The organism is Celerinatantimonas diazotrophica (assembly GCF_004339545.1).
In the GTDB taxonomy this organism is placed as follows: Bacteria; Pseudomonadota; Gammaproteobacteria; order Enterobacterales; family Celerinatantimonadaceae; genus Celerinatantimonas; species Celerinatantimonas diazotrophica.
On record NZ_SMGD01000013.1, the window covers coordinates 290,312 to 312,161 of the forward strand.

The following is a 21,850-nucleotide window of genomic DNA, read 5'->3' on the forward strand; positions in this document are numbered from 1 at the left end:
TATTCACAATTAAAATTTGCACACAAACCGATCAGAATCAGTAACTAACTATGATTCTGGTTTTAACCGAGCAATGGTTAATGAGTCTTCGCGATATTGCGCTTTGAGCTCAGTCTTGGACTTTTGTTCAATTTCACCAGATGTGTTAACAGTCATATGCTGCGCCTGTTTATTATGGCAAGACTGATACAACAATGTGGCTTGCAGTGCATATTCTCGCTGGTTGTCCGAGACCAATCGTCCATCTGGCCAACGCCCAGTTTCGACAGCACAACACAACTGCTGATAAAGCTCAGGAGTCATCATTGCCAATAGTTGATCAATGTTATCAATATGAGATTTCATTATCACCTACCAATGCTCACAAAGGAGCTACTATACCTGATTTGAATATAAATTACGTCTAAAATAAATTAGCACCGATGCTTCATCCACTTAAGATCATTAACTTATTCTGTTAAAAGCAATTTTCTGCTGGTAAAGGATCTTTGTGTTTTATAAATTAGCCACCTATCATTTATGATGTAAGTGTGTGAGCATTCACAAGGATTTTCTGTGGCTAAATATTATCGCTGTTTATTTTACTCTATTTTTATTCTAGGACTGAGCAGTTGTAAAACAGAATTAACAGCCAATACGCCTGCGTCTGAATACTGTAGCCGGGATCCACAAATTTGCCAAGATGTCCCAGATGAAGGCTGGTGCACGCTAAAACGAGATGACTTAATTCGATCCCGCTGGTATGCCAAACATGCTCCCTCTGATAAGCATAACTATTTACTATTAAACTCAATGCAAAATTATCAAAAATGCATGACGATTGCAGCACGAATTAGACCTTTAAAGAATAAAATACGAAAAACGATCCGCACAGAGGCTTTACTTAACATTACTCATGAAATTCATCAGCGTCAGCAGGAAATCCTAAAAAAACGTGATCTGTTTTCACTGTATTATCGCTGGAGTCAGTTGGGGGATCATGATGCCAAAGAGATGTTTTTAAACCGTGAAACTCAGCCACAGATGAATGACCCAATTTTAAAATATGCGCTAGCTTCACTATATAACCAATCAAACCCCAAAAAGAGCCTACTACTATTACAGCAGTCATTGGCGGGCTATACGAAAAAGTGGCCCATCCCTCACTATCTGCTCGAGGCTATCATCACTGAATATATGCGTCTAAAACAATACGAACAGGCGTATATCTGGGCGCTCGTGCTCAAAAAACTGGGGGATGTTAACACTAATTTTGAACAGCTCAAACGCTACCGACACTTTAGCGAAGAACAGATTGATGATTTTAAAGATCAAGCGAAAAAACTAGTTAAGGATATCAAAAAACGTCAATATCAAGCACCAACCAGCACCCCATAAAATTAGTCTTTTGTCTGATCGGATTCAAATGACATCGATACAGAATTAATGCAGTAACGCTGCCCTGTCTCCGTTGGCCCGTCTTCAAACACATGTCCTAAATGAGCACTACAATGGTTGCAACGAACCTCAATCCGGTGCATACCATGGCTAAAATCTTCAATGTATTGAACACTTTGTTCGCTAATTGGTTTATCAAAGCTTGGCCAACCGCACGCTGAGTCAAATTTAGCATCAGAGTAAAAAAGAGGTTGGTGACAACAAGCACAGTGATAATAACCACTTTGGCGATTATGTAATAACGAACCACTAAATGGTGCTTCGGTTCCCCCTTGACGGCAAACTCGAAAAGTTTCAGGGTCAAGTTCTGCTTGCCACTGCTGCTGTGTTTTTTCGTCACTCATACAACCTCCCACTTTATTTAGCAACATCACTGATGGGTATATCAGCATATAGTCAATATTGTGCCGATTCATACTCAAGGATGCAATTAACGGGGTCGGACGCAACCAATAGATTGATTTTCAAATAACTGCATCGAATGTTCAATTAAAATGGTGTTTTTACCACTGAGCATTTTTTCACTATCGCTTACTTGCTCATATTGAGTATCGACCCATCGATACCAGCCTTTTTGCCCACCAGGATCAGGTAGATAAAAACGTAGCGGTTTATCGCTGGCGTTAAACAAAACTAATAAATGTTCAGAACAACCATAGCGGCCATAGTATTCCACCATAATGGCTTTAGCTAAGCCATTGTTCCAATCTCTGGGCGTCATCAGTTGTCCATCAGGTCGATACCAACGCACCCCATGAGCTCCCATACCCGTTTTATTACCAGGGAAACTGTCATCGCCCAAACGTAAATGGTTCAGTAACTCGAACCGCTGACGAAAGTGAATCATCGTCTGGGTAAAACGCACCAAATCACGATCACTCTCACAACAATTCCAATCGACCCAACTGATCTCATTATCTTGGCAGTAGGCGTTGTTATTTCCTTTTTGAGTTCGACCAAATTCATCGCCCGCCAAGAAATGCGGAAAGCCTTGCGAGATAAATAATGTCGCAATAAAGTTACGTTTCTGGCGATTCCTCAATGCATTGATGTCTGGGTTCTGGGTAAGTCCTTCAAAACCATAATTAGCGGACAAATTATGTCCGTGTCCATCTCGGTTATGTTCTTTATTCGCTTCATTATGACGCTGTTCAAAACTCACCAAATCTTGCAAAGTAAAGCCATCGTGGTAGCAAATGAAATTGACACTGGAATGAATACTACGAAATTCAGCGGCAAAAAGATCTCTTGAGCCCATTAATCGCGTAGCAAACTCACCAAGTTGACCCTCATCACCGCGCCAGAACGCGCGAATATTATCGCGATAATGGTCATTACACTCATGCCAGTTATAGGGGAAATTTCCAACCTGATAGCCATCCGGGCCAATATCCCATGGCTCTGCAATCAGCTTAACCTGACTTAAAATAGGATCTTGTTCAAGTGCTTTAAAAAAAGCATTCAACGGACTAAAACTCGTTCTTTCGCGCCCCACACTAACCGCTAAGTCAAATCGAAAACCATCAACCTGCATCACATCGGCCCAATAGCGCAGACAATCGGTGACGACACGTAAAACAATCGGCTGGCTGACATCAAAACTATTACCACAACCACTATAGTTCGCATACAGTTCATAATCTGGCTGCAAGCCATTTTGCTCGAACAAGTAGTAACAATAATTGGCCAACCCACGAAAACTGATAATAGGTCCGCCTTTTCCTCCCTCAGCGGTATGGTTAAAAACCACGTCTAGAATGACTTCCAAACCATTGCGATGCAATTCCCTGACCATCGTTTTGAACTCTTCAACAGCATTATCGACACTATAACGCGGCTCAGGAGCAAAGAAGGCGATCGGATTATATCCCCAATAGTTCGTTAACCCCTTATCACGCAGATGTGATTCGTCCATAAAGGCGGCAATTGGCTGAATTTGGATAGTGGTAATGCCAAGCGATTTTAAATACCTTATGACATTCGGTTCACATAACCCCAGATAAGTTCCCTGTAATGCCTTGGGTACCGAAGGATGGCATTTGGTAAACCCTTTAAGATGCAGTTCATAAAGAATACTCTGGCGCACAGGAATAGTAGGTTTTGTCACCCCTTGCCAGTCAAATTGATCATCAACAACGACCGATTTAGCAATCATCGAGCCATCTTCATTCTCATATAGCTGAGCATTCCACACTTGAGGTCGATTGAGTGCTTTGGCATAGGGATCAATCAGCAATTTTTTGGGCAAAACCACCTGTCCAAGCTCAGGATGAAATTCCCCATAAACACGATAGCCATATAATTGGCCAGCTTTGATCCCCTGAATATAACCATAGTGATACGCACCATATTGACAGGGCAAAACGAAGCGAGCTAATTCGTCTTCAGATTCATCAAATAAACACAATTCGACATTTTTTGCAGACCCAGCAAAAACCGAAAAGTTACACCCTTGCGCATCCAGCGTTGCTCCTAATGGAAAACGATGTCCATAAAACAGTACAAAAGCACCTACTTGATAAATCGGTTCCTGATTCAACGTTAGCTGCGACAACTGTGTCATAAAATTACACCTCAACGACTTTTAGATAAAGACAAGCCAATGGTGGTAATGAGAGAGAAATTGAATGTGCTCTGTTATGCCATGGTTTATTCTGTGACTCAAAACAGGATAACGACAAATATCCACTACCCCAGTATTGTTGATCATCAGTGTTCAAAATCACCTGATACGTTCCTGCCTCAGGAACGCCTATACGATAATTCTCATAGGTGCTGGGGGTAAAATTACAAACACATAATAGTCGATCTGAACCATCCAAACTTAGACGTTCAAAGGCAATGATACTGCGCTCCCAATCCCCATAATCAATCCAATGAAAGCCTTGGTGTTCATAATCAGCTTCATAAAGAGCCGGTTGCTCTCGATAAAGATGGTTCAAGCGCTGGGTCAGCAGATACTGGCCATGATGACGTTCATACTGCAGAATGTCCCAATCGATGCTGCCATCATGATTCCATTCACTTACCTGAGCAATTTCATTGCCCATAAAATTAAGCTTTTTCCCCGGATGAGCATACATAAATGCTGTATAGGCACGAAGATTGGCCACTTGTTGCCATTCATCTCCAGGCATTTTGCCAAGCAAAGAGCCTTTGCCATGAACAACCTCATCGTGCGATAACGGAAGAACAAAGTTCTCATCATAGTTATATACCATGGAGAACGTGATCTCGTCATGGTGATATTTACGAAACAACGGATCTTGAGCCATATATTCAAGGGAATCATGCATCCAACCCATATTCCACTTAAAGCCAAATCCGAGCCCCCCGGTATAAGTTGGCCGAGACACACCCGCAAATGCAGTGGATTCTTCAGCAACGGTAATAGCTTTAGGAAACTCGCGATAGACCTCTTCATTGAGCCACTTCAATAAACTGATAGCCTCGTAGTTTTCATTACCACCATTGATATTCGGGATCCACTCGCCTTCTTCGCGAGAATAATCCCAATACAACATCGAAGCCACCGCATCGACTCGAATGCCGTCCACATGGTAATAATCAAACCAAATCAACGCACTGGAGATTAAAAATCGACGAACTGTCTCGCGACCAAAATCGTATATATAGCTATTCCAGTCTTTATGCCAACCCCGACGGGGATCTTCATACTCATACAAAGGAGTACCATCAAATCGAGCCAGACCATGGGAATCGGCAGGGAAATGGGCAACAACCCAGTCAATAATGACCGCAATCCCGGCCTGATGCGCACAATCAATAAAATATTTAAAATCATCCGGTGTTCCATACCGGCTAGTCGGGGCAAATAATCCGACCGGTTGATAGCCCCATGACCCATCAAATGGATATTCAGCAATTGGCATCAGCTCGATATGGGTATATCCCATTTTTTTTACATAGCTAATGAGTTCATCCGCTAACTCTCGATAACTCAATGAAGCCCAGCCAAAGCTATTATGTTTGCGTTTCCAAGAGCCGATATGTACTTCATAAATACTCATGGGCTGATGAAGTGAATCCACCTCACGATCTTGCCAATTTTGGTCATGCCACTGATAGTGATTATGGTCCCAGACCACTGAGGCAAAAGAAGGATACTGTTCGGCATAAAATCCAACCGGATCGGCTTTATGAGCCAATTGAGCCCCAAAGCGATCTTTCAGTTCATACTTATAACGGATTCCAGCTTTAAGATCAGGCACAAACAAAATCCAGTGACCATCTAAACAGCGTTCCATAGGATGACGCCGACCATCCCAAAAGTTAAAATCGCCAATGACACTGACACTGGAAGCATTCGGAGCATAAACAACAAATCGCACCCCACTAATGGGATGATCTGCCAACGAAAAGCTCATCAGTTGAGCGCCTAATACCTGATACCAGCTTTTGGGGGATTTATCTAACTGCTCAAGCCCTTGATAAACATTCTGCTTAAAAGCGTAGGGGTCAATACCTTGCCAAGTATCTTGACTATATTCGACCCGTAACTGATACCCATCAACAAAATCTTGGGCGGATGACAGCTCGAATAAACCACGATAGTCAACGCATTGCATTTGTTGACTATGTTGACCTTCAAGACTTAATACCCAAACCGACACAGCATGAGGATACCAAGCTCGAATCACTGGCCCTTGCGCTGTTTCGACATACCCAAGCTCAGAAAAAGGATGATCAACTTGTACGGCTTCAAGTTGGGCGACCAGAGGATGCGTTTGTAAAGTTGCAATTGTTTTTGTCACGTTCAACTATCCCTGAATAAATACTATGAATTTAGCGTGGAGTCGCTTGTTGGCGAGCTTCAGTCAACTGCTGCATTAGCTTAATAATGTGTGGCTGAGCAAAAAGACTTTCTAATGTCATCGACAGTTTACGGCGCCAATTAGGATATTCATCGCTGGTTCCCGGGACATTCACCGGCTGAGTCATCTCTAGCCAATCCTCTAGTTGTAACGACAACAAGGCACTATTCCCGCGAGCCATGTGCAGCTGCATACAATGATTCAACGTTCGGTCCATCGGAATCCAAGCCGCATCTGTACCCATGTCATCAGGGATACTATGATGTCCATGAAGACTATTCAATATTTGCTGCTTGCAAAACAGACGCTCATCAAAAAGCTGTTTCAGCCGTTGTTCATCTGGATACAAACCAAGTTTGGCACCAAGCTTCAGATCATCACAATGCCAGAACCCAGTCAACGTCGCCATATCATGCGTTGTCAATGCTGCTAGCGCCTGCTCTGGATAATGATGAGGTGAAATAAATCCGCCATCACTCGCTTGAGAAAAGAAAAACACCCGATACGAATGAATTCCATTTTCTTGTAATTGCGTATAAATTTGTTGCGGGACGGTCCCCAAATCTTCGCCAACCACCAAACACTGATTACGATGGCTCTCTAAAACTAAAATAGTCAGTAGATCCTTCAAAGGGTAATTCACATACGCACCATTTTTAGCACCGCGCCCCGCAGGAACCCACCATAACCGCATCAATCCCATCACATGATCAATACGTAATGCGCCACAAAATCGCATATTACGCCGAAACACTTCAATAATAGGTTGATAATAATGCTCTTTAAGCCGCCTAGGCTCTGGCGGTGGAAGCCCCCAGTCCTGACCCAGCGGCCCCAAAACATCGGGAGGCGCACCAATATGGCTAAGCAAATTATATTGCCGCCGATTGTGCCAAGCTTCTTGCGAACCGGAACTCACCCCTACAGCCACATCAAAATAAAGCCCAAGAGCCATATGTTCGTGTTGCGCCTGGGTACTTGCTTGTGCTAATTGCTCGGTAGCGACCCATTGCAACCAAGAGAAAAAATCCACCTCATCATGATGCTCACGGATCCATTGCTGCGTCTGAGAACTTCCGTAGTTTTGAAACGATTGAGGCCAGCTATCCCAATGCGGCCCAATATTAGGATCTTTTTTAAAGGAATTTTGCAGGGCATCAAATGCTGCCTGAGCTTTAAGCGATTCCCCTTCTTGTTGACAAAACTCAGCATAAGCGAGTCGACGTGAATGGTAACGCTCAAGCTGGCAAAACTGCTGGAATACCAAACGCAAACACTCAAGTTTAAGTTCACTCACTTGCGTATATTGCACATAATCACTAGCACGCAACTTTCGTATTTTTTCAACAAAATCAGCACTTGAAACCAATGGTGCTGCAGCACTGGAGGGAAATTCTGTAATCGCTTCGACATCAATATAAATAATATTGATCCAACGCCGTGATGACGGGCTATAAGGGCTTGCCAGTTCAGGCCAAGCAGGATACAACGCATGGAGAGGATTTAATCCCACGAAACTACCACCACCACGGGCGATCTGTGTCACCAAATAATGGAGATCGGTAAAATCCCCCACGCCCCAGTTTCGCTCACTACGTAAGCTGTAGAGCTGTACAGTGACCCCCCAAGCACGTAATCCTTTCGCTATTGCCGGTGGTTTATAGGCTTGATTGGGAGCGACAATATATTGTGAACGAGCGATAGGTTCTGATTCATCGATCAATGACAGAGCCAATTTGTGGTAGCCACAGGGCAGTTCAATATTAAGCGGAACTGTTAAAGCCAAATACTGTTGGTCATCTAACTCTTGGCATTGTTCAACGGGATAATCAATCGCATGAAAAGAGCCACTAAAGCGCTCACCTTGTTCGGTATCTATATACCAATGAAACCACTCTTCGCGCTGTGTTTGGGCAATCCGCAGTTCAATATAAATAGGTTCACCAAGACGCGACGTATAGACATGACTTAGATAACAGCTCCAATGCGCTGTTAAGTCTTGTTGAATTTGAGCATGCACACGGACATCATCATCAATGGCATACCCCATCGTCTTTAGTAACGCATCGAGATTTTCGTCACTGATCGTTGCCTTTTGTCCCCAAGCGTCGATATATTCGTGGGCAATCCCGTGCAAAGTGAGTAATTGTTGACGATCATGAGTATTCATAACGCAGCCATTGGGCAAATTCCCCCTATTAATCATCTCTGTATACAACAGTGTAAAACATTTGTTGAATATTTACCCAAAAAATTAATAAAAATCAGTCAACAAGATTAATATTAACAATCCATTGCACCGAGTCTGCCTCCCATCATAAAATATGGTAAAATTTTTAGGTAAATCGGACTGGTTGAAGACTAAATGTTATCAAATGTAATTTTTTTTCATCATTCAGTTTGATTTTGCGCAAAAATTTGAAAGTCTGCCCTTGACCTTACACTCCAATGTTGTAAGTTTACAGACAGATTTTTTTGATAACACTTCAGATAAAAATACTGGGTAGAAACTATGACTATTAAAGTAGGTATTAACGGCTTTGGCCGCATCGGTCGCTTCGTTTTTCGTGCTGCTCAAGAACGCAATGACATCGAGATCGTTGGGATCAACGATCTGCTGGATGTCGATTACATGGCTTACATGTTGAAATTCGACTCCACTCACGGCCGCTTCAAAGGTGACGTTAAAGTTGAAGGTGGAAACCTCATTGTTAACGGTAAAACCATTCGTGTTACTGCTGAACGTGATCCAGCAAACTTGAAATGGGACGAAATTGGTGCTGAAGTTATCGCAGAAGGTACTGGTCTGTTCCTGAAAGACGAAACAGCTCGTAAACACATTGAAGCTGGCGCTAAAAAAGTTGTTATGACTGGCCCATCTAAAGACGCAACTCCAATGTTCGTTATGGGTGTAAACGAAGACAAATATGAAGGTCAAGACATCGTTTCTAACGCTTCTTGTACTACTAACTGTCTGGCTCCAATCGCTAAAGTACTAAACGACAATTTCGGTATTGTAAGCGGTTTGATGACAACTGTTCATGCTACTACTGCAACTCAGAAAACTGTTGACGGTCCTTCTCATAAAGACTGGCGCGGTGGTCGTGGTGCTGCTCAAAACATCATCCCTTCTTCAACTGGTGCTGCTAAAGCTGTAGGTAAAGTATTACCAGAATTGAACGGCAAACTGACTGGTATGGCATTCCGTGTTCCAACTCCTGATGTTTCTGTAGTTGACCTGACTGTTAACTTAGAAAAAGCAGCTAGCTACGAAGAAATCTGTGCAGCTATGAAAAAAGCTTCAGAAAACGAACTGAAAGGTGTTCTGGGTTATACCGAAGAGTCTGTTGTTTCAACTGACTTCTTAGGTGAAGTTTGCACTTCAGTATTCGATGCAAAAGCAGGTCTAGCACTGACTGACAAATTTGTTAAAGTTGTATCTTGGTACGACAACGAAATCGGTTATTCAAACAAAGTTCTGGATCTTATCGCTCATATCTCCAAATAAGCGCTAACTAACATTGCCAGAATGACATTAGGGTAGCCTCGGCTACCCTTTTTATTATGGATGGAGGTTTTTAATGACAGAACGACTCAAGGAACTTGGCTTATCAATTGACAAACAACTCGACAATGCCGTCTTTAGCGCAACCAATAATGATGGCATGCTTTTTTACTGGATCGATCATCCACTCGGTAAAGCCTTAATTAGTGCCTATGGTGCTCACATCATCAGCTATCATCCTTCTAATCAGAGCGAACAATTTTGGTTAAGTAAAGCAAGTGCTCTAGATGGTAGCGCACCAATTCGTGGTGGAGTTCCTATCTGTTGGCCCTGGTTTGGCAATACCCGCCAACCGAATCATGGTTATGCGCGGACCCAAATCTGGAAATTAGCGAGCATTAACACGACTGAAGAAAACACTGAGATAACATTGGCACTCAGTGACGACATGTTAGATAAAGCTGAGTTTAAATTCTCACTGGAATGCAAATTCACCGTAGGTGAAGAACTCCAGATTGATCTAAGTACAACAAACTTAGATAACCACCCAATCGAACTGGGTGCCGCGTTACATAGTTACTTTGCCACCCACCGAGACAGCGCCAAAGTATCGGGCATGGGCGATAGTTTCCTCGACAAAACTGATGACTTTGCTAAAAAAACACAAACCGAATTTGCTCTGAGTGAAGAAACAGATCGACTCTACACTCAACCAAACCACCACATCACTCTCACACATGGTAACGGCCATCAGCTTAAACTGGCTCATCAAGGTGAAGATACGGTTGTGATCTGGAATCCAGGAGATACCAAAGCAGAAGGGATTGCGGATATCCATGCTGGCGGGGCTCAAGAATACCTGTGCGTTGAAGCGGTTCGCACCCAAAACCCTATACAACTTGGGGTGAAAGAAACTTACACTTTATCGCAACATTTATCCGTTCCAATCTGAAACGCAACTCACCACAACTCTGGCAAAGATATATAACATGAGCGGCAATGGTAGTGCATCATTGCCGCAACTATTTTAAAACATTTCATTTTTGCTCTTGATATGCATAATAAAGAAGCCACGCATCCCAGTTAAGGAGCAAAGATTGAAAAGCGTTGCTGTATTTTGTGGATCCAATTTAGGTTCATCCCCTGTCTTCAATGAAGCAGCCATTAAATTGGGCCACTACTTAGCTGAGCACCAGATCAACCTGATTTATGGTGGCGGCAAAGTTGGGTTAATGGGAACGATCGCCGATGCTGTATTGGACCAAGGTGGTAAAGTTTATGGCGTTATCCCTGAGAGATTAAGGGACAAAGGAGTCGCCCATGATGGCTTAACCGAATTAACCATTGTTGCCGATATGCACGAACGTAAAGTTCAAATGGCTCAGTTAAGCGATGGATTTATTGCTATGCCAGGTGGTAGCGGCACACTGGAAGAAATATCTGCAGTATGGACTTGGGCGCAGTTTGGCTATCATCATAAACCTTGTGGTTTTTATAATATCAATGGCTTTTATGATCCACTATTATTAATGGTGGACCGGATGGTTAAGCAGGGATTCTTGCGTCAAGCCTATTGCGATATGTTACAAATTTCAGATTCACCGCATGCACTGGTCAGTGCAATGAGCGATTATGATCCACCCGCCGATAAATGGTAATAATATCGTCCCCTAACAGTAAGTTAGGGGAAAATTTCTAATTTACTGACCAATTTTAGCGACCATTTCAGGACGCATAAATCGTTCGACCACCAGCATAAAGAGCACCGATGGCACGAGTAAGATCAGAGCACTAATCGATGCGACCTGATAATTTCCTTCCATACTGGCGTTATATAACAGCAACGGCAATGTAGTCACATCCGGAGCGCCCACAAAAAAGCTTCCAGTAAACTCATCTAGCGATTCTAAAAAGACGAAAATGGAGCTAGCTATAATACCGCCCATTGCCTGAGGCATGGTAATCGTGAAAAAGACTTTCATATTCGAAGCCCCCAAATTTGAGGCCGCTCGCTCAGTTAATGGATCACATTGACTAAAAGCCGCCACAATAATCCACACTGAAAAAACCAAACCATGCACGGTATGAACTAAGATAACCCCAAGATATGTGCCATTTAAGCCCAGTTGATAAAATATACGGGCGATATTAATGTATATTGGAAGCTCTGGAAAAGCTTGTGGTAATAGAAACAATAACATGATGAACATGCGACATGGTAAATGTCGCCTAGCCAGAGCATAACCAACAGGAATGGCAACCAATGTGGTCACAACAACCGCAGCACAGGCAATACCAATACTGGTCAATAGCGCGGCAAAAGCTCCATTGACTGGATTAAAGACATAGTGCCAATATTTAAATCCCCAACTCACAGGTAGAGCATGTGGAAAATACCACCGCTCGGTCACTGTCCAAATCAATAAATTTGTCACCGGACCAAACATCACCAAGGCTAACATCGTGACAAAGAGCGCTTGAGTCCACCAGCGCAGCCGCAGCCACTTAACAATGTGCTTCAATGTAAGATGCTGTGCACCTTGCGCAACGCTCATCTCAACCATATGTCCTCTGTTGTTTTAAATTATGCTGCAGATAAAACCAGGCCACTGCCGATGTCACCAAATAACTAAACACACCTAGCGCATTAGCTGTTGCATAATCCCCATATGAATTAATGCGGAAAGACATATCAGTCGTTAACATGCTGGGAGTTCCGGTTCCAAGCATCAATGGCACCGACAAAACAGACATCATCGTTACGCAGCTCAGCACTAAAGCAACCCCTAAATTCGGCAAGACTTGTGGCAGTAAAATGCTTGTGAAAACTTTCATTCGAGTCGCACCTATGTTTTGAGCGGCTTTCACCTGCTGGGAGTCAATCGCGGCCATCGCTCCGGCCACTAACAATGTACTAAAAGCCAATTGCTTCCAGACAAAGGTAAAAATAATACCTCGCCAATCTAAAAAGGAGACCGTTTCAAATGGCGTCAACAGATGCAACTGCACTAACGCATTATTCATCAGTCCATTTTTGGCTAGAAAGGTCCGCATCATCTGACCGACCACAATAAATGGGATAAAGAGCGGCCATCGGTACAAAAAAGCGAGACACTGGTTAAGACGTTTAAATGGAGAGAGCGTGATAAGACCTGAGATAACCACTGTTAAAATAGCAATCAATCCTAATGCTACAGCAACCACGATAATCGTATAAGCCAAGTCTCTATCATACAAACGCCATGCTTTAATAAGCGGATTTATTGACCAATTTCCTGCCGCATCGCTTAACGCTATTTTTAACGAGCTGATCAGCGGATAAATAAAAAACAGGCCGATCAACCCACACGCTGGGGAAATCATCAAAATGCTGTATAAACGATTTTGTCTCATGCTATTAAAGGGAGTCAGACTCCCTTTCCTTACAAATCAATCAAAGTTAGTTATTGACTTGGCTTTCATAGCCTTCTTTAATGTCATCCATATAGGCAGCTAGTGGAAAGCTCTTAGCATAGTTGGCCAGATCTTCAGGCGTGATCTCTTTAAAGAGTTTATTCCAAACCGCACGGTTGAGTTCTGGTTTAACATATTTCGCATCAATCCCCGGATACCAATTGAAGCGTTTCACAATGCCATTGGCTTGAACTTGTGGGCTGGTTGCCAGATTAATAAATTCCTCGGCTAATTTTTTATGGCTAGCTTTGGCTGGGATCACATAATACATCGGCTGTCCCGGCATTCCCGGAGCAATGAGATCGAGTTTCAACGAAGGCGGCAATTTACCCGCATCTTTCCAGCTATAAAACATATCAACCCAAACAGGCCCCATAAATATCTCACCGCGATTGAGCATATCCAGCGTACCAGCATTACCAGGCGTGAATGTGACATATTGATTAAACTCTTTGAGCTTATGGAAGGCTTCTTTCCAGCTATTTTTTAATTGTGGGTTATATGGCTTAGTCGACAATTTTTTTGCACTTGAGCCATACTTATAAATCCAACCGGTTACAAAGCTCACTCCAGACATACCGTGTTTAATACCGTTATAACCAAATGCTTTCGGGTGCTGATGCACCCATTTGACTAACTGAGCGTAACTTTTCGGCGGGTTTGGAACCATATCCGAGTTATATGCAATAGCTGTCTGGCTTTGAAACATCGGCATTACATAGCCATCGACATTAACCCCAAGTGCATTTCTAGCACTCTGAGTCGATACTAATTTGCCGTTCGCGATATCGCTGCGATAGCGACTCAGAAGCCCTTTTTCGACCATCTCACCGCCCATTTTTTGATGCACAACAGCCACATCAATGTCCCAATGCGCACGATGGCTTTGCTGTTGAGCCGCTAACTTCTCATAGATCTTCTGTGAACCCGCATCTCCGGGCCCGGTTCCAACGACACTGATCGTGACCCCAGGGTGGGTAGCCTCAAATTTAGGTGCCAGATACGTTCTGACATAATCAACCATATTCTGACTGCCGGCGCTGGCAACATGCAGCGTCGTTTGTGCACTCACACCAAAAGAGCTTGTGAGCATAGCAATGGCCATCGTTCGTTTGATTGTTAGGACTTGCATAAAATCATCCTTGTATCATTAATGAACTGAAGGCGCGACAAAGATATGTAGCGCCCTCAATGGGATAAATAATTTAACTGACTGTCCGTGCGCTAATGGCTGTTCATAGTCGCACCAACACGCCCCATAAACCGTTTCAAGACCATGACGGTAGCTCTGTCCTTGAAAGACGCTTTGACTTACCCGAGCATCAATACCAATGCCATCCGATGGAAAACTATCTGCTGAAAAGAGAATCTGAGCCGACTCGGGTCTGAAATAAATGCTGTAGTATTGCTGTGCGCTGCGCTTTGAATCCTCTTTTAGTAATTGATTCAACTGTTCACCACGAACACGAAAATGGTTATCCAGCCCCATAAAATCGGCAACGAAAGCACTTTTAGGATGGTGGTAGATGGTCTCGGGTTCACAAAACTGTTCAATTTTGCCTTGATTCATCACCGCAATGCGATCCGCCATGACCAATGCTTCTTCACGATCATGGGTCACCAATACAGAGGTAAAACCAAGTTGCTGCTGCAGTTGCTTTATCTCATGACGAACGCTTAAACGGACTTTAGCATCTAAATTTGAAAGCGGCTCATCCAGTAATAATACGGAGGGTTTTACTGCCAAGGCTCGGGCTAAGGCGACGCGTTGGCACTGTCCTCCGGAAAGCGTCGTCACTGAACTTTTAGCCAACACCCAAGGTAAATTGACCAGTTCAAGCATCTGAGCCACCCGCTGCTCAATCGCTTTAGCAGACCATCCGCGAACCTTAAGGCCATAGGCAATATTGCCAAAGACACTCATGTGAGGCCACAACGCATAACTTTGAAAGACCTGCACCATCTGTCGACTCTGAGCATTTGCCTGCGTGACATCTTCATTATCGAGCCAAATTTGACCTCGGTCGGTTTGAATGAATCCACATAACGCATTGAGCAATGTCGTTTTGCCACACCCTGAGGGTCCCAGTAATGCAACCATCTCACCACGTTGAATCGCCATGGACAGCTCGCATAAAACCGGCTTGCCTGCATAACTGACACTGAGCTGCTCAATACGAAGTGTTTTTGACATGTAAAAGTCCCAAAATATTTAGGCAATGAACACGTGTTCATCGTCACAATCCCATTGACATGTTGGGTATTATTTCGGCTTTTTTTGACAACTTTATGAAATTTTTTAAGATTGGACACGTGTTCATAAAAGATTCAAAAAACTTCGCTAGCTTGATGAAGCGATCACTTGAACAGGAATCATAATGAAAGTTGAAATGCTTGGCATTGGCAGTGCTTACAGCCGTCACTGGACAACTTCGGCGCTTTGGATTGAGTCATCAAAATATAACTGGCTTATTGACTGCGGACCGACTGTGCCACGCGCATTATGGTTCAAACAGATAGATCTCGATCAGTTAGACATCATTTATTTTACGCATATTCACCCTGACCATTGCCTTGGCTTGGCCACTCTCGTGAACTACCTGCATAGCCATCACCGCTGTCAACCATTGACGATTATGGCCCAGCATGAGCAGCAGCCCTATCTAAGCTCCTTATTAGAAATGGCTAGCATAGAAGAACCACTTAATTTTCAGATCATCTGGCAAGACATTCATGATCAAGGCATAGTTGGTTCACAACACTATGCTTCAGCACTGAGTCACCACCCAGTTGCCAACCGATCGCTGCTGTTAAAAGTCGATGACTTACAATTGTTTTATAGTGGTGATGGCAAGCCAACAGCGCAAACCATCAAGCTAATACAGCAGGCGGATTTAATCGTACATGAATGCGGCAATGCTGCTCTAAAGGCTCCAATAGCCAATGGCCATAGCCATCTGAGTGAGCTCCAAGCTATTGCTTTGACGACTGCCGATACACCATGGCGACTGTATCACTGTCCAGATGAGCATCAATCAGAACTAAGTGATGCACTGCGATCGATGCCCCATATGGCGCTTGCCCAAGAAACATTATTAGCTACAGATGGGATCATTTATGGTTAAGCGTAGCGTGACTGCACAAGACGTAGCAATTCGAGCCGGTGTTTCTCGGGCAGTCGTGTCCAGAACGCTTTCGAATAACGGCTGCGTCGCTGAGAAAACTCGGCAAAAAGTCTTACATGCCGCCCAGGAATTAGGCTATCAAGTCAATATGTTAGCCCAAAGTCTCAACCGCCAGCGGAGTCTATTAATTGGCGTGATTACAGCTGGACAAACCGATCCTTACCGCAGCCAGTTGCTCGAAGATCTGGTACGCTCCATCCAATCACAGAACTACCAAGCCCTCCTATGTGATATACAAACGCCTCAGGATCTAGCGACAACACTGACCAAACTTACGCAGTTCCGCGTCTCTGGGGTAATTGTCACCTCAGGGCACCCTTCTGCAGAACTGGTCAGCGAATGCGTCAAACTTGCTATTCCTGTCGTAGTTATTAACCGCTCTACCCCACTGCCACAGGTCGATGAGATAAGTTCTGACAATATTCAAGGTGCAAAGCTTGCCATTAATTATTTAAAAAAAATGGGGTGTCATAATCTGCAATTTTTAGGGATCCAAAATGGCACCTATTCAGCACAAATCAGACAAGCTGCCTGGCAATCTATTGAACCAACAACCCCCTTAATGGCCCCCGTGAGTAGTTACGAAGGGGGGGTACAAGCCGCTCGAACCGCCCTACAAAACGGATTGAACTTTGATGGTCTGTGGTGTGCCAACGATCTACTTGCGTGCGGTTTTGCAGATTGTGCTCGATTTGAATTTAATCTTAAACTGGCTCAAGATTTTTATCTGGTTGGTTTTGATGATATCCCTAGTACCCATTTTGCCAGTTATCAGCTCACCACTTTGCGCCAAGATACAAACCAAATTGCAGTATTAGCGCTGCGGCGCCTAAATGAGAGAGCCGCTGCAATATCCATCAAAAAACGCATTGATAAAGTCGATGTGCAGCTAATTATCCGCAACAGTTAGTTGCTATTCGAAACCTTAATATAGCCATGCATCGCGGTAGCGATGAACAAAATCGTGAGTGGGATAACGTCATCTTAAAAATCAGCCTTAACTAACATGAGTAATCAGTCCCGTTGGGTTAAATGCTTAAATCTATTTGCCCCTCAATAGATGAAAGAACATCTGCTCAACTACGTATTCCCAGCCGATAGACCTAGAGTCCATCGATTTTAATGGTGGTATGTTGAATATGAACGATAAGCCAAAGTAGGTGGAAAAATCGATTCACTACCTTACACCGCTCTTTATAGTTTATGATCCCGCAGCACACGTTTACCAATCAATCGATACAACATCTCGAATTGAAATACTTGTAAGATTAAACACAAAATAATCAACCCAATACCAAAACTGCCAATGAATGAAAAATGTTCACCGACAATGGTGATCGCCAATAGCGTTGCAACTGCCGGTTCAAGTAATGTAATCAAAGTCGCTTTACTGGCTTCGATTTGTTGCAAAGCATAACCAAAACATAAATATCCAACAAACATAGGGACGACTGCCATATAAGAAATAATCGCAATATGCTTGAAATCCATAAAGAGATTCTGACCAGTAAAGTACAGCGATGGCAACAAAACTAGGGCAGCAAATCCAAACATCCCAGCCATCGCCGAGCGAGAATGAATCCCTTTTTCGATCATATGCCGAGCAGACCATGAATAGAGTGCGTAAGATAATCCAGCCAACAGTCCTAAGCCAACACCTGCTAGTTGCATATGGGCATTCTGAGCAAGACTGCTTTGCTTACCTAGAGTTAAAAATATGGTTCCCAAGACACCGATAGCAAATGACACGATCCACTGCGTCAAAATTGCTTTATGACTGATGACGCGCTCAAGTAACACGCTAAAAAAGGGAGCACTGGCAAGTGATACAAGCGTTCCAATGGCGACTCCAGAAAATTTCATCGAAGTGTAAAAAGCCAGCGGATATACCCCAACAGCGACGCTACCAATAAGAAGTAAAGGCCAATTGACTAGAAATAAACACGCATCTTCGAGCAAATAGCGCCAAGCATAACATGCCAATAATAGTCCGCCACCACCCATGGCAAAAGCACCAATAGCCAAGGGACTAACATCTGATATATAACTTGCAGCAGTCCCTGTTGTGCCCCATAAAACACTGGCCCACACCACCGCAAAAACACCATTAAAGTCTGCTCTATCCTTTCGCATTACAATATCTCAAGCCATCTAACGCTACTGGTTAGTGTATCTTGAAGAATGAATCATATTATGCCAATCGGACACTTTTATAGGTTTAACAGACACACCTAGCGAGCAAATTGCGAAGGTGTTAAACCTGAATATTTGAAGAACCGACGACTAAATGCCGCATGATCTTGATAACCAACCACTTCTGCCACCATCTGAATCGGATAATCGGTGTGCAGCAACAATGCCTGAGCCTTGTTCATCCGAACCTGAGTGAGATATTGAGTTACCGTCAAACCCGTTTGTTCTTTAAATAATTTTTTAAACTGGGTCTGACTTAAACAAGCAACACAAGAAAGAAGTTCATTATTAAGAGGCTCAGCTAAGTGTGTCTGGATATATTCCAAAACATTCTGGATACGGCGATCTAAACGTTTTGTGACAGGCTGCTCAGACAATAGACAACAAAAGGTCTCAACCATTAACGTTTCGATTGTCTGATTAATCTGGTATTTCAACTGTTCATCAATAAAATGCAGATAGTGCAACAATGGCTGGGAGACACTAAAAACGTTCATCTTTGCCTGCGCAATATTTTCCGGGAGGCAGTTAAGATCAGCGACCACAAACCTTGCCTTAGGTTCAGAAGTAAAATAGTGCGTTTGTTCTGCTTTTACCACCACACATTCACCAGGCAAAACCTTACCTGAAAAACCAGCGACCTCGATATTAATGCTACCCATCACGGGCAAAACCAACTGATGGTAAGGATGGCTATGCCCTTTTTTGACTAGATTATATGAGCGAATCGACAGTGAATTTTGAATAGGCACAACACAAACCAAACCCAAGGGATGATGAAAAATTATACATAAGAGGACATCAGATTAAACATTGAAGTGACGTAAAGTTTATTTCTTCCAATAACGAAGGGCCATAAATGGCCCTCTTTCAGCAACATATAATGTATGTGATTAACGATAAACCATGCCACCATCAATCAATGGCGCTTGCCCGGTCATATAATCAGCATCAGGGCTAGCTAAATAACTGACAAAAGCAGCGACATCCTCAGGTGTTTCAGCACGCCCCAAAGCAATACCTTGTACGTATTTATCGTAGGTTTCACCTTTGGCAGCTCCGGTTAAATCTGCAAAACGTTGATCGATTTCTTCCCACATATCGGTACCCACAACACCGGGGCAATAAGCGTTCACCGTAATGCCCTTGCTCGCATATTCAGCTGCTGCAGCCTGAGTTAAACCGCGCACCGCAAATTTAGTAGCAGAATAAACACCTAACATGGCAAAACCATTGTGTCCGGCAATGGATGAGGCATTAATAATTTTACCTTTGTGGCCTCGAGCAATAAATTTAGCCGCGGCGGCTTGAATTCCCCACAAAGTGCCCTGAACATTAATTTTAAAGATTTTTTCTACTTCCTGAGCAGTCACATCGCTCAACGCATTTACTTGGCAAATTCCGGCATTATTGACCATGATGTCAAATCCGCCTAGCTCTTTTTCAGCATGATCAACCGCGGCAATGACCTGTTCACGATCACTAATATCTGCTTTAAATATTGTTGCTTTACGGCCCAATCCTTTGACCTCTTCAGCGACCTGCTTAATTTTCTCTTCATTAAGATCAACTAAAGCAATATCTGCTCCATCTTTTGCCAAGCGTAAAGCAATACCCCGCCCGATCCCTTGTCCCGAACCTGTCACTAACGCAACTTTTCCAGAAATAGCCATTGTATCTCCTTAAGATAATTTGAGAATTACTTAGATTAAGCTTCTACTTATCAGTGTTAAGAAATGTATGACCCATAAGCAAAGTTGAGTAATAGGTCCCAAACTGGTCACTGGCTAATAATATCTGCATAAAAGCGCTCATTGATTGCCAGCATTAGATGCTTTTACTCTGTAACCCTATGGTAGAAAAGTGTTTATATTCTTAGTTCAACTAAGCTGTTTAGCTTAATCATTGTGCCAAAATTGCAATAAATTAAAACTCACTATTGAGCAATAAATAAACAAAGTTATTCATCAATATGTGAAGCTGTGAACAGGTACGCAGAGTCAGCAAAGATATTAATAACAGGCGCAAATGCTATTGCCATACAGCTATTTCTAGATATTGGAAAAACTTCAGCGCAACTACAATGCAACTATAAAAGCAGCAAAATTGCTGGCTTTTATAGCAGAAGAAATAAGAGGATCGATTTAGGCTTGTTCTTCAGGACGAAGCGTTAAGGCTTCATAACCATCTTCAGTCACTAAAATAGTATGCTCCCACTGGGCAGATAATTTTTTATCGCGAGTGACAACCGTCCAACCATCTTTTTTGGTTTTTAGTTTGGGGCCGCCTTGGTTAATCATTGGCTCGATAGTAAAAATCATCCCAGGCTGCAACTTGAGTCCAGTACCTTTAGTACCGTAATGTAATACCTGCGGTGATTCATGCATTTCTCGGCCCACACCATGGCCGCAATATTCACGCACCACACTATACCCAGCATTTTCAGCATGCTGTTGAATGGCATGGCCAATATCCCCTAAAGTTGCGCCTGGCTTGACCTGCTCAATTCCTTTCCACATTGCTTCGTAGGTTTTACTAACCAACCGTTTTGCCAGCGGTGATGCATCCGGCATCACATACATTTTACTGGAATCGGCAATTAAACCATTTTTTTCCAGAGTAATATCTAAATTCACGATATCACGACCTTTAAGTCGATATTCACTGGGCATCCCATGACAAATCACTTCGTTCACGGAGGCATTTAAAACATAAGGATAATCGTATTGACCTTTACTAGCTGGACGAGATTTGAGCTCATTGACGATATAGTCTTCTACGCGATCATTAATCGCCATCGTCGACACACCAGGACGAACAAAATCATCCAACATGGTGAAAACACTCGCCAGTAACTGACAAGATTCTCGCATTAACTCTATTTCTTCAGCTGTTTTGATGACAACTTGTTGATCCATAGCTACTTCATACCTTTTGTGCAAAAAAATACTCACAGCAACCTTAAAGTGGGCTGTTATGGTCGTTATTCATTCGTTTGATATGAAGTGTATTATACATTTATTTAACAAGTTTTTATACCACTACACCTCAGGCAAATTCAGTATCCGTAACAATGAACAGCCATTTAGCCAGCTATTAAAAAACAGAATCATCATGATGATTGACTCGTTGTAGCAAAAAAATTCATGCCGATGAAAGATAAAAGAAAAATCGATTTAAGTGGTCACTTTACTCCATAACACCATCGAACCGCTAAATCTGACTCGTCTATGGCCACCGAG

Annotated in this window: 19 protein-coding genes; 6 read left to right on the plus strand and 13 right to left on the minus strand. The window is 43.1% G+C overall.

All coding sequences use genetic code 11. From position 1 onward, the window contains the following. Window positions 1-48 precede the first annotated feature (48 nt). Window positions 49-345, minus strand: coding sequence for a YeaC family protein (locus EV690_RS10435; protein ID WP_131912949.1), 297 nt, complete (start codon window positions 343-345; stop codon window positions 49-51). Window positions 346-555: 210 nt separating this feature from the next. Here EV690_RS10435 and EV690_RS10440 point away from each other — a divergent pair, with 210 nt between their 5' ends. After that, on the plus strand, window positions 556-1,377 hold the full coding sequence (locus tag EV690_RS10440) for a DUF2989 domain-containing protein (RefSeq protein ID WP_165872729.1): 822 nt from the start codon (window positions 556-558) through the stop codon (window positions 1,375-1,377). 2 nt (window positions 1,378-1,379) lie between these two features. Here EV690_RS10440 and msrB read toward each other — a convergent pair whose 3' ends face one another. The 4 genes from msrB to malQ all read right to left on the minus strand — a co-directional run bounded on the left by msrB (window position 1,380) and on the right by malQ (window position 8,442). Next, entirely contained in the window at window positions 1,380-1,781 is a 402-nt protein-coding gene (msrB, locus tag EV690_RS10445) for a peptide-methionine (R)-S-oxide reductase MsrB (protein ID WP_131912951.1), read from the minus strand. An 86-nt stretch (window positions 1,782-1,867) separates the two neighbouring features. Further along, on the minus strand, window positions 1,868-4,000 hold the full coding sequence (glgX, locus tag EV690_RS10450; RefSeq protein ID WP_131912952.1) for a glycogen debranching protein GlgX: 2,133 nt from the start codon (window positions 3,998-4,000) through the stop codon (window positions 1,868-1,870). A 4-nt stretch (window positions 4,001-4,004) separates the two neighbouring features. Beyond that, window positions 4,005-6,212, minus strand: a complete 2,208-nt coding sequence (gene glgB / locus EV690_RS10455) for a 1,4-alpha-glucan branching protein GlgB (protein ID WP_224055011.1) — start codon at window positions 6,210-6,212, stop codon at window positions 4,005-4,007. Between the two features lie 31 nt (window positions 6,213-6,243). Further along, entirely contained in the window at window positions 6,244-8,442 is a 2,199-nt protein-coding gene (gene malQ / locus EV690_RS10460; RefSeq protein ID WP_131912953.1) for a 4-alpha-glucanotransferase, read from the minus strand. A 342-nt stretch (window positions 8,443-8,784) separates the two neighbouring features. On the opposite strand from malQ, the gene gapA reads away from it, so the two are divergent. From gapA to EV690_RS10475, 3 genes are all read left to right on the plus strand, one after another. Further along, complete coding sequence (gapA, locus tag EV690_RS10465) at window positions 8,785-9,780, plus strand: glyceraldehyde-3-phosphate dehydrogenase (RefSeq protein ID WP_131912954.1); 996 nt, start codon at window positions 8,785-8,787, stop codon at window positions 9,778-9,780. A gap of 73 nt (window positions 9,781-9,853) precedes the next feature. Then, on the plus strand, window positions 9,854-10,729 hold the full coding sequence (locus tag EV690_RS10470; protein WP_131912955.1) for a D-hexose-6-phosphate mutarotase: 876 nt from the start codon (window positions 9,854-9,856) through the stop codon (window positions 10,727-10,729). Between the two features lie 145 nt (window positions 10,730-10,874). Beyond that, window positions 10,875-11,435: an LOG family protein gene (locus EV690_RS10475; RefSeq protein ID WP_131912956.1), complete on the plus strand. Its 561-nt coding sequence runs from the start codon at window positions 10,875-10,877 to the stop codon at window positions 11,433-11,435. A 42-nt stretch (window positions 11,436-11,477) separates the two neighbouring features. On the opposite strand, the gene EV690_RS10480 is transcribed toward EV690_RS10475, so the two are convergent. The 4 genes from EV690_RS10480 to EV690_RS10495 all read right to left on the minus strand — a co-directional run bounded on the left by EV690_RS10480 (window position 11,478) and on the right by EV690_RS10495 (window position 15,424). After that, complete coding sequence (locus tag EV690_RS10480) at window positions 11,478-12,239, minus strand: ABC transporter permease (RefSeq protein WP_224055044.1); 762 nt, start codon at window positions 12,237-12,239, stop codon at window positions 11,478-11,480. Window positions 12,240-12,333: 94 nt separating this feature from the next. Further along, window positions 12,334-13,170, minus strand: a complete 837-nt coding sequence (locus EV690_RS10485) for an ABC transporter permease (RefSeq protein ID WP_131912957.1) — start codon at window positions 13,168-13,170, stop codon at window positions 12,334-12,336. A gap of 46 nt (window positions 13,171-13,216) precedes the next feature. After that, window positions 13,217-14,335: an ABC transporter substrate-binding protein gene (locus tag EV690_RS10490; protein ID WP_131913124.1), complete on the minus strand. Its 1,119-nt coding sequence runs from the start codon at window positions 14,333-14,335 to the stop codon at window positions 13,217-13,219. A 45-nt stretch (window positions 14,336-14,380) separates the two neighbouring features. Then, window positions 14,381-15,424 carry an ABC transporter ATP-binding protein gene (locus tag EV690_RS10495; protein ID WP_131912958.1) on the minus strand — a complete coding sequence of 348 codons (1,044 nt, stop codon included), beginning with the start codon at window positions 15,422-15,424 and terminating at the stop codon, window positions 14,381-14,383. Between the two features lie 184 nt (window positions 15,425-15,608). Here EV690_RS10495 and EV690_RS10500 point away from each other — a divergent pair, with 184 nt between their 5' ends. After that, entirely contained in the window at window positions 15,609-16,355 is a 747-nt protein-coding gene (locus tag EV690_RS10500; protein ID WP_131912959.1) for an MBL fold metallo-hydrolase, read from the plus strand. Next, window positions 16,348-17,325 carry a LacI family DNA-binding transcriptional regulator gene (locus EV690_RS10505; protein ID WP_224055010.1) on the plus strand — a complete coding sequence of 326 codons (978 nt, stop codon included), beginning with the start codon at window positions 16,348-16,350 and terminating at the stop codon, window positions 17,323-17,325. The genes EV690_RS10500 and EV690_RS10505 overlap by 8 nt, the downstream gene beginning before the upstream one ends. A gap of 284 nt (window positions 17,326-17,609) precedes the next feature. Here the strand turns inward: EV690_RS10505 and EV690_RS10510 are convergent, their stop codons facing one another. The 4 genes from EV690_RS10510 to map all read right to left on the minus strand — a co-directional run bounded on the left by EV690_RS10510 (window position 17,610) and on the right by map (window position 21,526). Next, window positions 17,610-18,548: a DMT family transporter gene (locus EV690_RS10510; RefSeq protein WP_131912961.1), complete on the minus strand. Its 939-nt coding sequence runs from the start codon at window positions 18,546-18,548 to the stop codon at window positions 17,610-17,612. A 98-nt stretch (window positions 18,549-18,646) separates the two neighbouring features. Beyond that, window positions 18,647-19,360, minus strand: a complete 714-nt coding sequence (locus EV690_RS10515; RefSeq protein WP_317986188.1) for an AraC family transcriptional regulator — start codon at window positions 19,358-19,360, stop codon at window positions 18,647-18,649. A 141-nt stretch (window positions 19,361-19,501) separates the two neighbouring features. After that, window positions 19,502-20,281: an acetoin reductase gene (locus tag EV690_RS10520; RefSeq protein WP_131912962.1), complete on the minus strand. Its 780-nt coding sequence runs from the start codon at window positions 20,279-20,281 to the stop codon at window positions 19,502-19,504. Between the two features lie 471 nt (window positions 20,282-20,752). Then, window positions 20,753-21,526, minus strand: a complete 774-nt coding sequence (gene map / locus EV690_RS10525) for a type I methionyl aminopeptidase (RefSeq protein WP_131912963.1) — start codon at window positions 21,524-21,526, stop codon at window positions 20,753-20,755. Window positions 21,527-21,850 lie beyond the last annotated feature (324 nt).

Bases quoted from the DNA above. Each gene is read 5' to 3' on its own strand.
- EV690_RS10500 (WP_131912959.1), top strand. From the start codon at position 15,609: ATGAAAGTTGAAATGCTTGGCATTGGCAGTGCTTACAGCCGTCACTGG.
- EV690_RS10485 (WP_131912957.1), bottom strand. From the start codon at position 13,170: ATGAGACAAAATCGTTTATACAGCATTTTGATGATTTCCCCAGCGTGT.
- msrB (WP_131912951.1), bottom strand. From the start codon at position 1,781: ATGAGTGACGAAAAAACACAGCAGCAGTGGCAAGCAGAACTTGACCCT.
- EV690_RS10480 (WP_224055044.1), bottom strand. From the start codon at position 12,239: ATGTTAGCCTTGGTGATGTTTGGTCCGGTGACAAATTTATTGATTTGG.
- gapA (WP_131912954.1), top strand. From the start codon at position 8,785: ATGACTATTAAAGTAGGTATTAACGGCTTTGGCCGCATCGGTCGCTTC.
- EV690_RS10435 (WP_131912949.1), bottom strand. From the start codon at position 345: ATGAAATCTCATATTGATAACATTGATCAACTATTGGCAATGATGACT.
- malQ (WP_131912953.1), bottom strand. From the start codon at position 8,442: ATGAATACTCATGATCGTCAACAATTACTCACTTTGCACGGGATTGCC.
- EV690_RS10520 (WP_131912962.1), bottom strand. From the start codon at position 20,281: ATGGCTATTTCTGGAAAAGTTGCGTTAGTGACAGGTTCGGGACAAGGG.
- glgX (WP_131912952.1), bottom strand. From the start codon at position 4,000: ATGACACAGTTGTCGCAGCTAACGTTGAATCAGGAACCGATTTATCAA.
- EV690_RS10505 (WP_224055010.1), top strand. From the start codon at position 16,348: ATGGTTAAGCGTAGCGTGACTGCACAAGACGTAGCAATTCGAGCCGGT.
- map (WP_131912963.1), bottom strand. From the start codon at position 21,526: ATGGATCAACAAGTTGTCATCAAAACAGCTGAAGAAATAGAGTTAATG.
- EV690_RS10490 (WP_131913124.1), bottom strand. From the start codon at position 14,335: ATGGCCATTGCTATGCTCACAAGCTCTTTTGGTGTGAGTGCACAAACG.
- EV690_RS10495 (WP_131912958.1), bottom strand. From the start codon at position 15,424: ATGTCAAAAACACTTCGTATTGAGCAGCTCAGTGTCAGTTATGCAGGC.
- EV690_RS10510 (WP_131912961.1), bottom strand. From the start codon at position 18,548: ATGCGAAAGGATAGAGCAGACTTTAATGGTGTTTTTGCGGTGGTGTGG.
- EV690_RS10470 (WP_131912955.1), top strand. From the start codon at position 9,854: ATGACAGAACGACTCAAGGAACTTGGCTTATCAATTGACAAACAACTC.